Below are 12,779 nucleotides of genomic sequence, written 5' to 3' on the forward strand. Positions count from 1 at the left end.
TGCATAGGTCGATACCAACAAGTCAATAAATACTATTGACAATAGTTAAAATGACATTGAAATATTACTCAACAAACCTTATATAAATAACAACGAAAAGCTTGCGGCATCTGAATACTTATAAAAAGCCGCAGCGAGTAGCAGATACAAACGACTATTAATGATTAAAGGACACACTATGAGATTCGAGAAATTTACCCAAAAATTGCAATCAGCGATTCAAGAAGCCCAAAGTTTGGCGCTAGGTCGCGACCATACTGGGATTGACCCTGTGCATTTGCTGGCCGTATTGCTACAAGATGAGTCTAACTTATCTATTTGTCAGCAAGCCGGCGCGTCTATTCCAGCATTAAAAAATGGCGTGGCAAAAGCGCTTGACAATCAGGCGACGATTAGCGAGCCAACTGGTGACGTTAATCTAAACCCAAATTCGGTGAAGATTTTGAACTTGGCCGATCGCCAAGCGCAAAAAGAGGGCGATGATTTTATCGCCACTGAATGGGTGATGTTGGCACTTGCTGAGCAAGGCGACACCAAAAAGATATTTGAAAGTGCTGGGGTGACGGCAAGTAAGCTAAAAGCGGTCATTGAGCAACTGCGAGGTGATGAAACGGTGAATAATCAAAATGCCGAAGATCAGCGTGATGCGCTGAATAAATATACCATTAATTTAACTGAGCAAGCTGAGCTTGGTAAGCTTGATCCGGTGATTGGTCGTGACGAAGAGATTCGCCGTACCATTCAGGTGCTATCGCGTCGTACCAAAAACAACCCTGTGCTCATCGGTGAACCAGGTGTTGGTAAAACCGCCATCGTTGAAGGCTTGGCGCAAAAAATTATCAATGGTGATGTGCCAGAAGGACTGCGCCGTAAAGAAGTGCTGTCGTTAGACTTAGGGGCGCTTATTGCGGGGGCAAAATTCCGCGGTGAGTTTGAAGAGCGTCTCAAAGCGGTTCTTAGTGATTTGGCGAAGCAAGAAGGTAATGTCATCTTATTTATTGATGAGCTGCACACCATGGTCGGTGCTGGTAAGTCAGAAGGCGCGATGGATGCAGGCAACATGCTAAAACCTGCGCTTGCTCGCGGTGAGCTGCACTGCGTCGGTGCAACGACCTTGGACGAGTATCGTCAATTTATCGAAAAAGATGCCGCCCTTGAGCGCCGTTTCCAAAAAGTATTGGTCGATGAGCCAACGGTTGAAGACACCATTGCGATTTTGCGTGGTCTAAAAGAGCGTTATGAGCTGCATCATGGTGTCGATATCCAAGACAGCGCGATTATTGCGGCAGCGCGCATGAGCCATCGTTATATTACCGATCGCAAATTGCCTGATAAAGCGATTGATTTAATTGATGAAGCTGCCAGTCGCCTGCGTATGGAGATGGACAGCAAACCTGAAGCGCTCGGTAAGCTTGATAGCCGTTTAATTCAGTTAAAAATGCAGCGTGAAGTACTCAAAAACGAAGAAGATGCGGGCGCGCAAGCAGAACGTAAAGTACTTGATAGCCAAATTGAAGAGCTAGAAAAAGAATACGCGGATCTTAATGAGATTTGGCAAGCGGAAAAAGCGCTCGTTAAAGGCAGTCAGCAGCTAAAAGACGAGCTGGATAAAGCGCGTATTGCTTATGATAAAGCCAGCCGCGAAGGCGACTATGAAACCATGAGTAAGCTGCAGTATGAAACCATTCCGCAGCTTGAGCGCCGTATTCACGAGTCTGATTTGGCTGAGCAAAAAGAACAGAGCGGTGAAGATAGCGGTGTAAAACTGCTACGTAATAAAGTCACGGATAACGAAATCGCCGAAGTCGTAGCAGCGGCGACTGGTATTCCAGTGAGCAAAATGATGCAAGGTGAGCGTGACAAAATGCTAGCAATGGAAGAAAAGCTCCATGAGCGCGTTATTGGTCAAGACGAAGCGGTCGAAGCCGTTGCCAATGCCGTGCGCCGTAGCCGAGCTGGTTTGTCGGATCCGAATCGTCCTTCTGGGTCGTTCTTGTTCCTTGGACCAACGGGTGTCGGTAAAACGGAATTAACCAAATCACTGGCGAACTTCTTGTTTGATAGTGAGGATGCAATTGTTCGTATCGACATGAGTGAGTACATGGAGAAACACAGCGTTAGCCGTTTGGTGGGCGCGCCTCCAGGTTATGTCGGCTATGAAGAGGGCGGTACGTTGACCGAAGCGGTACGCCGTAAGCCTTATAGCGTGATATTGTTTGATGAGGTCGAAAAAGCGCATCCTGATGTGTTTAATATCTTGCTACAAGTGCTAGACGATGGTCGCTTGACTGATTCGCAAGGCCGCGTGGTCGACTTTAAAAATACCGTTATTATTATGACCAGTAACTTGGGTTCGCATAAAATCCAAGAAATGGTCGGTGAGAGCTACGAGGATATCAAAGCGGAAGTCATGGAGTCGGTCGGGCAGCATTTCCGCCCAGAATTCGTCAACCGTATTGATGAAATTGTGGTTTTCCATCCGCTTGGTATGTCGCAGATGGCAGGTATTGCCGATATTCAATTGGATCGTTTACGTCAACGCATTCAAGAGCGTGAGATGGATATCGAGCTATCGGCAGATGCGATGAATAAATTGGTCGCAGTGGGTTATGATCCTGTGTATGGTGCGCGTCCACTAAAACGTGCTATTCAGCAAGAGATCGAAAACCCATTATCATTGAAACTGTTGGCCGGTGATTTCGTCCCAGGCGATATCATCAAAATCGATGTCGGCGCTGATGATGAGTTGACCTTTGATAAGCTTAGAATGAGCTAAAATAAACGTTCGTTTTAACATACATTGGTTAAATATCATTTGCTGAATGGTATAAACCTAAAAACCCTTTACTTCTCTATATCTTATATAGGCAGGTAAGGGGTTTTTTTTGTGCCAATATTATTTACCGTTTGCGCGCTTTGATTGTGGTATAAATAATGATAAGGCACATAAAAAGACGGCAAAACTAAGGAGATAAATCAGGATGATAACCTATGAAAAATCAACAAATACGCCATTACTATTATCATTAGTCATGACATCACTGCTGTTTAGTGCTTCTGCGTGCTCCAATCCTGCCGCCGTCAATACCAATAACGATTTGACCGAGTATAAAGAAGGGCAAGCCTCTGTCGAAGAGTCCCTAGCCAATACTGAAAAACCTACCTTTACAACCAAGACGGTTGCTACCTTTGATGAACCTTGGGCAATGACCGCATTACCTCGCATTCATAAACAGCCACCCAGGCTCCTCGTAACCCAAAAAGCAGGCGAGCTTTTGATTGTTGATATGGCAACAGGTGTCAAGATAAGCGTTAATGGTGTGCCAAAAGTAGCGTATGGCGGGCAGGGCGGCCTTGGCGATATCATTCTTGCGCCGGATTTTGCTACTTCTAATAATATCTATATCAGCTATGTCGAAGCAGGCATGGGCGCTGATAGTAATAAATTTGGGGCAAAAGTTATCAAAGCGACGTTAATGGGCTTAGATACTGACGCGCCACGCTTGCAAGCCATAACGCCCATCTGGGAGCAAACCCCGAAACCAAAAGGACAAGGGCATTATAGCCATCGCTTGCTTTTTTCACCTGACGGGCAGTATTTATATATCAGCTCAGGCGAGCGTCAAGAAAAAACACCAGCACAAGATATGAGTGTGAATTTGGGTAAAATTGTCAGATTACATCCTGATGGTTCAGTGCCAGCCGATAATCCATTTGCGCAAAATGGCAGCGATATTGCTACCCAATTTTGGACGATTGGTCATCGCAACGTACTTGGTATGGCATTCGATGATAAAGGTAGGCTGTGGGCGCATGAAATGGGGCCGCGCGGTGGTGACGAATTTAATCTGATAGAAAAAGGCAATAATTACGGCTGGCCCGTGGTCTCGAACGGACGCAATTATTCCGGGACGGATATCCCTGGTCATGATACGCACCCTGATTTTGCCGCGCCAAAAATATCTTGGACGCCTGTAATATCACCGTCGTCGATGAGCATTTATCAGACTGGTAAATATAATGATTTTCCAGCGTGGCAAGGTAATGCGCTGATTAGTGGTTTATCCTCAAAAGCGCTTATCGTCGTTACGCTTGATGACAATAACGACGCTGCCGAACGCTACCGCTATGATATGGGTGAACGAATTCGTAGTGTGTTAACTGTCGATGGGCAAGTGTGGTTATTAGAAGATGGCGATAAAGGTAGGCTGCTGCAATTGCTACCTCGATAGCCATTTAAATAACTAGTTAGACTGCAAGTCGTATTACTAATAAAAGAGTCTAGTCGCCCTTATCTTGTAGTAAATTGATAATTAGGGCGCAGTTTGTTAAGGTAGCCTTTCTTAAATTTAAGGGTTTAGCGAATGAACGAAGTAAAAGTAAGTAAACTTGGGCCATTTCCAAAGGTAAATAAACCGGTGTTTATTACCTCAAGTGTCTTAATCGTCGGTTTTATTATTTTTGGTTCGTTATTTTCTGAAACGGCAGCAGCACTTTTTAGCTTCTTACAGGCTTTTATCGCCGAAAAATTCCGCTGGTTGTTTATCATCTTGTTTAATATGGCGTTGGTATTCTGTATTTATCTGACTGCCAGTCGCTACGGTGATATACGTCTAGGCAAACAGACGGAGCGACCGCAATACAGCTTATTTTCATGGATTGCGATGCTTTTTTCGGCGGGCATCGGGATTGGACTGGTGTATTGGGGGACGGCTGAGCCTTTATATCACTTTATGGCGCCGCCGCTTGGTGAGGCAGAAACCTTAGAGTCGGCAAAACAAGCGATGAATCTGTCGTTTTTACATTGGGGGCTGCATGCATGGGCGATTTATACCATCGTTGCGCTGTCGCTTGCGTACTTTCATTTTCGGCGTGGTTTGCCGTTATCGATACGCTCAACCCTTTATCCTATTCTTGGACAAAGGATTTATGGTAAATGGGGGCATACGGTCGATGTCTTAGCCGTATTCGGGACGATGTTTGGGGTGGTGACCTCTTTAGGTCTTGGCGTTATGCAAATTAACGCGGGCCTTGAGGGATTATTTGGTATTCCCTCTACTTTGACGATACAGTTTATTATCATTGCTTTTGTGACGTCATTGGCTTGTGGCTCGCTGATGCTTGGTCTTGATAAAGGTATCAAACGTCTTAGTGATATCAATATGGGGCTGACCGGTATTTTATTGGCGTTTATGGTGATTTTAGGTCCTACGCTATTTATCTTTGACAGTTTTATAGAAAACGTGGGCAATTATTTGGCAAATATTGTCACGTTGTCGACGTGGAGCGAAGCCTATAGTAATACCGATTGGCAAAAAGCTTGGACGATATTTTATTGGGCATGGTGGGTCAGCTGGTCGCCATTTGTCGGTGTCTTTATTGCGCGTATCAGCCGTGGACGTACCATTCGTGAGTTTGTATTTGGCGTGCTGCTGATACCGATGACGATTTTGTTTTTTTGGTTTACGACTTTTGGCGGTGTGGCGATACAGATGGAGCTGCTCGCAGGCATGAATCCTGAGGTGGTTAGCCCAGGATTGGTCGCGGCAGTGCAAGCCGATTACGGTAGTGCCATCTTTAAGCTGGTTGAATATTATCCATTGACCAAACCGATTACCTTATTAATCGTGGTAATGATTGTCCTTTGGTTTGTCACCTCATCAGACTCGGCCAGTTTTGTCATCGATATGCTGACGGCGGGCGGTGATACCAATCCACCCAAAATCCAGCGTTTGTTTTGGGCGCTGATGCAAGGTTTGATTGCCGCCATATTATTGGCAGCGGGCGGTTTAGATGCCCTGCAAGCGGCGGCTATTGTGGCAGGTCTACCTTTTGCGTTGGTCATCTTTGTGATGATGTATGCGTTACTGCGCGGTATGAGCCGCGACCGACTTATCTTATATCGCAATCAGCAGCGTTATATTACCGATGAGTCAGCTGACCATAATTCGGCCAGTGAGTTTGTCGATGAGGACTTATTAAAAGGTCCGCCTAAAATTGTTAAAGGTGATTAATTAAGCTGCGTATAGTCGGTTTGAAATCAATAGATACGCGAGTTAGCACGTGCAACTGGTATAAATTTTTCTTGCTTGCCGCTATCACAGAGGCTACGCAAAATTCATCCCAGTCGCACTGATTGATTTAAAGCAAACCTACTATTGGCGGTTCTAAAAATATTGGCTTTAAAATCATTTTTATCAAGCCAATCATGTAGTTAGCTGCCGTTGGTTTTACTTAAAAACACAATATAATAATTGTCATTTAAAATCCTAAGATGCATCGTTGTCTTAGGGTTTTTCATTTTTACCATGAACGGATGACTGGCGCGATTTGATAGTTTGTAGATATCTTGTTAAGGTTGGCGTCCTAAAAAATTGAGACGACTGAATGGATCATGTTAAAGTTGGCCGATTGGGCCCTTTCCCGCGGGTAAGTAGACCTGTTTTTTTAACCTCAGCGATTTTAATCCTCGCGTTTATCATATTCGGTGCCTTTTTTAACGAATTGGCAAGCGAAGTGTTTGGCCAAGCGAAGGCATTTGTATCGATGCGCTTTGGTTGGTTTTTTATCATGGTGGTCAACTTAACGTTGGTGATGAGTATCTATTTGATATTTAGCCGCTATGGTGATATCAGGCTTGGTCACCAAAACGAGGATCCAGAGTACAATCTGGTGTCTTGGATTGGCATGCTGTTTTCGGCGGGTATCGGTATTGGTTTGCTATATTGGGGTACGGCTGAGCCGCTCTATCACTTTATGGCACCGCCGTTGGGCGAGCCTGAAACTATTGCCGCGGCCAAGCAAGCGATGAGTATCTCGTTTTTGCATTATGGCCTGCATGTGTGGGCGATTTATGGCATGGTGGCGTTATCTTTGGCGTATTTTCATTACCGCCGTGGCTTGCCGTTGGCGATTCGCTCGACCCTATATCCCCTCATCGGTAAAAAAATCTACGGCCCTATGGGTCATACGGTCGATATTTTGGCGGTATTTGGTACCATGTTTGGCGTAGTCACTACTCTAGGTCTTGGGGTGCTACAGATTAACTCAGGGCTTGATAGTCTATTTGGTATTCCAAATAATATTACTGTGCAGATTATCCTAATTGTCATTATCACCATGCTAGCAGGATTGTCACTATTGATGGGGCTTGATAAAGGCATTAAGCGCTTAAGCGATATCAATATTTTCTTTACCATTGTGCTGTTAAGCTTTGTGATTATCTTGGGTCCTACCCAGTTTATTTTTAACAGCTTCTTTGAGAATATCGGTAATTATTTGCATCAAGTGATTCCGCTGGGACTTTGGACAGAGTCTTATGAGGGGGAGGCCAATTGGCAGTCCTCATGGACGGTGTTTTACTGGGCGTGGTGGATTAGCTGGTCGCCATTCGTTGGTGTGTTCGTTGCCCGTATTTCTCGTGGCCGTACTATTCGTGAGTTTATTCTAGGGGTGTTATTAATCCCGATTACTATTTTGTTTTTATGGTTCACCGCTTTTGGTGGTTCGGCCGTCCATATGGAGCTGATGGCAGCGGTTGACCCCAGTATCGCAAGTCCAGGACTGGTTGAAGCAGTACGCGCGGATACCGGTAGTGCTATTTTTAAATTGATGGAGTCCTACCCGCTTACCGCCGCACTAAATGGCCTAATTGTAGTAATGATTGTGCTTTGGTTTGTCACCTCATCAGATTCTGCCAGTTTTGTCATTGATATGCTGACTTCAGGCGGTGATACCAATCCACCGAAAATTCAGCGCTTATTTTGGGCAGGTACAGAAGGCGTGATAGCGGCGGTGCTTTTAGCTGCAGGTGGCCTAGGCGCGCTGCAAGCTGCTTCTATCGTCTCGGGCTTCCCGTTTGCCGTGGTCATCGTGATTATGATGTATTCATTGCTACGTGGTTTGAGCCGTGATAGATTGATACTTTATCGTAATCAGCAATGGTTTATCACTGAAGAATCGGCTGAGCACAACTCTGCCAATGAGTTCCGCGATGAAGAATTATTAACCGGACCGCCGAGCATCGAGAAGATTGATGAGTAGGTTTTCAGATAACTAAAAAATCAATTTTCTGAAAAGTATCGGTAGTTAAAGCTATAAAAAATCCCAGCTTAAAAACTGGGATTTTTTATGGGCATTTAATAATTTATAGGTTTTAAACTGGTAATTTTAACGGCAGCATGTTCACAGAGGTATTTCCACAACGACACTTTCACAGCTACACTGTCACTATAAACATTCACCTTTGACATAGCTTACGGCTTCAGGGGTGCTACAAGCTGAGCAAGCATTGCCCGCCGTACGATAGCTTATCACTGAGCCGACTTGCGTTTTTACGCAGACCGGATCGTATTGCGCTGTACACATGGTTTTTGCAGGGTCAAAGGTTGGACACTGTGCTACAAGGCCTTTTGGGGGTTGACTGGTGTTAGAGGCGGGCGGCTGAATGGGCGTGCTATCAGGCATCGGGTTTGAGTTAGAACTAATATTGTTACAACCTGCTAAAGCTAGCATAAAGCTTATGGTGACTGTAAGTTTGAAAGTAGAGAGCGCGCGCATAATAAATATCCTTATATCGTTTTTATCATTTATTTTTGCATTAAACGCCAGTTTCAAACAAAAAGCAAATGTGCTATTCGTTTTTTAATTCGTCGCTGATATTTAATAAGCATATTATTAGAGTAACAAAAAACCCAAGCTACGAAGGCTTGGGCTTTTGATATTAATTCTTATACGTTTCTTGACTGAGCTTTTATAAACTTACTGCGCAGGTTTATCCTCTTTATTAAGCTGCACATATTTATCAAAGTTTTGTGCGTAATCAGTCAAGTTGTCGCTTAACATTTGGCGATATTGTTTGGTATAAAACTCAACGATATCGTCTTTTTCTTTGGCAAAATCATCACCTTTTACAAAGCCAATCGAGGCAACTGACGCACTATAACGCGCTGCTGCATACAGCAAGGACGCGCCGACTTGACCTGAGTGCGCGTTAGGACCCAGTTGACTGTTGGCGACGCCAATGATTTCGTCGGCACGTTGATAGAACGCTTGCATTTCAGGAGTGATTTCAAGAGCGGTATCAATTTCGTCATTTTGGCTATTATTTAAAGCGTCATTTAGCGCGTCATTTTGAGCATTGTCTGGCATATTGTCTTGAGACATAAGCGACTCCTAAGAATGGTAAGTAAATTTGAATATATCATGGCGGTCTTTAAACTTGATAAATATAAAGACCGAATACATCTAAAAAATGCAAACAAGTAAACAGTCTTATAAACCTGCATCGGCTTTTAAAATTTCTGCTTTGTCCGTTTTTTCCCACGTAAAGGCAGTTTCAGAACCTTGACGACCGAAATGTCCAAAGGTTGCGGTTTGCTGATACATCGGCTGCAATAGATTGAGCATACGCGTGATGCCATAAGGACGTAGGTCAAAATGCTTACGAATCAAGCTGATGATTTCATCGTTACTGATTTTATTGGTACCAAAAGTATTAATTGAAATCGACGTTGGTTCAGCAACGCCAATAGCATAACTGACTTGAACTTCACAGCGATCGGCAATGCCGGCAGCGACGATGTTTTTGGCCACATAACGTACTGCATAGGCAGCGCTGCGATCGACTTTTGAAGGATCTTTGCCACTAAAGGCGCCGCCACCATGACGCGCCATACCGCCGTAAGTATCGACGATAATTTTACGACCAGTCAAACCAGCATCGCCGACAGGACCACCAATGACAAATTTGCCAGTTGGGTTGATATGATAGCGCGTACCAGCATGCAATAAGTCTGCTGGCAGTACTTGTTTGATAATCGATTCCATAACTGCTTCTTGCAAATCGGTTTGCGAGATGCTTGGATCGTGCTGCGTTGATAACACCACGGCATCAATGGCAATCGGTTTATTACCGTCGTATTTGAGGGTCACTTGTGCTTTGGCATCGGGACGTAACCAAGGCAATTCACCAGCGCGGCGCAGCTCAGATTGACGCTCCATCAAGCGGTGCGCATATTCGATAGGCGCAGGCATCAATACTTCAGTCTCATTGCTGGCATAACCAAACATTAAGCCTTGGTCGCCTGCACCTTGTTCTTCAGGGCTGCTACGATCGACCCCTTGAGCGATTTCTGGCGACTGCTTACCGAGCATATTAATAACGGCACAAGTCTCACCATCAAAACCCAAGTCTGAGTGATGATAGCCGATGCCATTTACCGTATCACGGACGATACGCTCGACGTCGATATTGGCAGTCGTGGTCACTTCGCCTGCCAAGATCACCGCACCTGTTTTAACCAAGGTTTCGCAGGCAACGCGCGCATGAAGGTCTTCACGTAAGATGGCATCAAGAATAGCATCTGATATTTGGTCAGCCATTTTATCAGGGTGACCTTCGCTCACAGATTCTGAGGTAAATAAATTGTATTCGCGCATAATGGGATCGCTTAATTGAATCAATAAAGATAGGAAAAAGCATAACGTCTGAGCGCTGCTTTAATTAATATTGACCAAACAAATCAATTGCTCGGCGTTAAATCTTTGATAAATGGGTGCTGCTAAATTCGTTTGTAAAAAAGGTATTTACTAAATAGGTTTTAAAAATATGGTTCAGCTTAGCCAGTTTCCATGCGTTAGCATAAATGATAATTAATACTAAGCATTTACCTATGATGGGTTTATTGCCTGATGATATAAGAGATGATTAATCTGGCGCATCAGGCTAAAAATACGCTTATTCTAACTCGAAACGTAATAAAACTCTAGTGAGCTGCGCTTGTTATACGATAAGTAAACCTCAACAATGCGCCTATAGTCGTTAAGTAGCTTGCTATCTGTAGGTTCATTTTGTTATGAGCGATTTTCAGTGGATATGAAAAGCGTCATATAGACCATGATGTTTAAAATGATGGTTTTAAACGGTGACTTCAATTTTTGGTGGTGTATCAAAAAGTATGCTGATTAAGATCTGAACAATTCTTGAAGCCTTGAAAGCCCTATAGAATCAGAGAACTTAGCATAGATTTCTTATTGACTTTTATCGCCAGCATACTTTTTAGAACACCACCCAATTTTTAGCTCTAAACTATAACTCTAAAAACTTGGCTTTGTCTTTAAACATACACTCTTCATAAACAGGACACGCGCCGCATTTTGGCGTGCGAGCCTGACAGGTATAGCGCCCATGCAAAATCAGATAATGATGCGCATCTACGATAAAGTCATCGGGAATACGTTCGAGCAGTTTTTTCTCAACGATTAAGACGTTTTTACCCGTAGCAAGGCCAGTACGATTGCCGACGCGAAAGATATGGGTATCGACCGCCATCGTCGGCTGTCCAAAAGCGGTATTTAACACCACGTTTGCCGTCTTACGCCCAACGCCTGCTAGAGACTCTAAATCTTTACGGTTATCAGGAACGGTGCTATCAAACTTCTCAATCAAGTCACGGCAAGTTTTGATGACGTTTTTGGCTTTGGCGTTATATAAACCGATATTCTTAATATACGTTTTTAGTCCTTCTTCGCCTAATGCCAGAATGGACTCAGGCGTATTGGCTACCGGATAAAGCTTATTGGTGGCAATATTGACGCTGACATCGGTCGCCTGCGCCGATAAGATAACAGCGATAAGCAGCTCAAAGTTGCTGTTATAATTGAGCTCAGTCACTGGCTCATCAATCGTCGCCGCCAGTTTCTCAAAAAACGGCCGCACATCACGATTGGGCATGCGCCTCGATGGCGGCGTATCGGCAGTTTTATGTTTAACGGTTTTACTCATGGCATTGTTAGCACTGTTTTATTCATTATTTTATTCATTGGTTATTCAAAATTAGAGATGGGTTATTAAAGTTGGGCAAGCTCAGTTTGTAATGCTTCAAGCTTCGTCTGTTTGCTCTCATTAGGCCGTACGCTCAGCTGCTTTTCTAACTTCTTGATTTTACTGCGTAGTTTAGCTGCGGCAATGGTATTTTTTGCTTCTTCTTCGCTGATATTTAACGATTGACTGGCGGCATTATTTAGCTTGGCTTCTACCATGCTGACCACCGGCTTGCTATTGCTGCTATCCGCTAGCTGCTTACTAACGCGTCTTAAATGCGTATGATAACGTTGGCGCAAATCCTCTTGTTCAAGCGTGCGTTCAGCTGTCGATTGGGTACGCTCAACGGTGACTAAGTCTATGCAATCAACTGGGCAGGGCGCGATACATAGCTCACAGCCCGTGCATAAGTCCGTAAAAATAGTATGCATATGCTTACCAGTCCCGACGATGGCGTCAACAGGGCAGGCGGGGATACACTTGGTACAGCCAATACAATCATCTTCTCGAATCACCGCGCGCACTTCTACTGGACGCTGCGAGCTTACATCTATCGGCCATTTTGACGGCTCAGCGTTAAGTGGTTGTGTATCGCTGCTATCTTGATTGATGATTTGCGCAATCGCATCAGTCACCGGCTGACCGCCGGGCACACATTTATTATAAGGCTCATTATCAATAACAATCGCCACCGCATACGGCAAGCAGCCATCGGCATGGTCACAAAGCCCGCATTGGGTTTGCGGCAAGCAGGCGTCAATACGCGCAATCTTTGCTTGGGTAGCGGCAGGTAAGCGCTCTAGGTCCAAGCTATCGAACAAGATAGGTAGATTGGTGAGACGGATAAGAGTGCTGTTGTTACTGGTAGTGCTTTGCATTTAATGTAAAACCTTTATATTAGTACTAAGTGCTAATATGAAAAAATGGGGTAATGGCGTTATTTATCAAGGGCGTT

General features: G+C 44.4%; 9 protein-coding genes. 4 read left to right on the plus strand and 5 right to left on the minus strand.

Annotated features, from left to right (window positions below; genetic code table 11):
• Positions 1-178: 178 nt before the first annotated feature.
• The 4 genes from clpB to AB8P72_RS04575 all read left to right on the plus strand — a co-directional run bounded on the left by clpB (position 179) and on the right by AB8P72_RS04575 (position 8,043).
• A complete protein-coding gene (gene clpB, locus AB8P72_RS04560; RefSeq protein ID WP_198328050.1) occupies positions 179-2,776 on the plus strand; it encodes an ATP-dependent chaperone ClpB in 2,598 nt (865 codons plus the stop codon).
• Between the two features lie 205 nt (positions 2,777-2,981).
• Positions 2,982-4,232 carry a PQQ-dependent sugar dehydrogenase gene (locus AB8P72_RS04565; protein WP_305935424.1) on the plus strand — a complete coding sequence of 417 codons (1,251 nt, stop codon included), beginning with the start codon at positions 2,982-2,984 and terminating at the stop codon, positions 4,230-4,232.
• A gap of 132 nt (positions 4,233-4,364) precedes the next feature.
• On the plus strand, positions 4,365-6,014 hold the full coding sequence (locus tag AB8P72_RS04570; protein ID WP_068408842.1) for a BCCT family transporter: 1,650 nt from the start codon (positions 4,365-4,367) through the stop codon (positions 6,012-6,014).
• 373 nt (positions 6,015-6,387) lie between these two features.
• A complete protein-coding gene (locus tag AB8P72_RS04575; RefSeq protein ID WP_305935423.1) occupies positions 6,388-8,043 on the plus strand; it encodes a BCCT family transporter in 1,656 nt (551 codons plus the stop codon).
• A 186-nt stretch (positions 8,044-8,229) separates the two neighbouring features.
• Here the strand turns inward: AB8P72_RS04575 and AB8P72_RS04580 are convergent, their stop codons facing one another.
• From AB8P72_RS04580 to AB8P72_RS04600, 5 genes are all read right to left on the minus strand, one after another.
• Complete coding sequence (locus AB8P72_RS04580; RefSeq protein ID WP_144297078.1) at positions 8,230-8,559, minus strand: hypothetical protein; 330 nt, start codon at positions 8,557-8,559, stop codon at positions 8,230-8,232.
• Positions 8,560-8,760: 201 nt separating this feature from the next.
• Positions 8,761-9,057 (minus strand): DUF3144 domain-containing protein, encoded by a 297-nt coding sequence (locus AB8P72_RS04585; protein ID WP_102077162.1) that lies wholly within the window; start codon positions 9,055-9,057, stop codon positions 8,761-8,763.
• A gap of 216 nt (positions 9,058-9,273) precedes the next feature.
• Positions 9,274-10,440, minus strand: coding sequence for a methionine adenosyltransferase (gene metK / locus AB8P72_RS04590; RefSeq protein WP_102077141.1), 1,167 nt, complete (start codon positions 10,438-10,440; stop codon positions 9,274-9,276).
• Positions 10,441-11,089: 649 nt separating this feature from the next.
• Positions 11,090-11,785, minus strand: coding sequence for an endonuclease III (nth, locus tag AB8P72_RS04595; RefSeq protein WP_286797249.1), 696 nt, complete (start codon positions 11,783-11,785; stop codon positions 11,090-11,092).
• A gap of 65 nt (positions 11,786-11,850) precedes the next feature.
• On the minus strand, positions 11,851-12,702 hold the full coding sequence (locus AB8P72_RS04600; protein WP_305935422.1) for an RnfABCDGE type electron transport complex subunit B: 852 nt from the start codon (positions 12,700-12,702) through the stop codon (positions 11,851-11,853).
• Between the last annotated feature and the right edge of the window lie 77 nt (positions 12,703-12,779).

It is taken from the genome of Psychrobacter sp. CLB018 (genome assembly GCF_041222815.1).
GTDB classification, from domain to species: domain Bacteria; phylum Pseudomonadota; class Gammaproteobacteria; order Pseudomonadales; family Moraxellaceae; genus Psychrobacter; species Psychrobacter faecalis.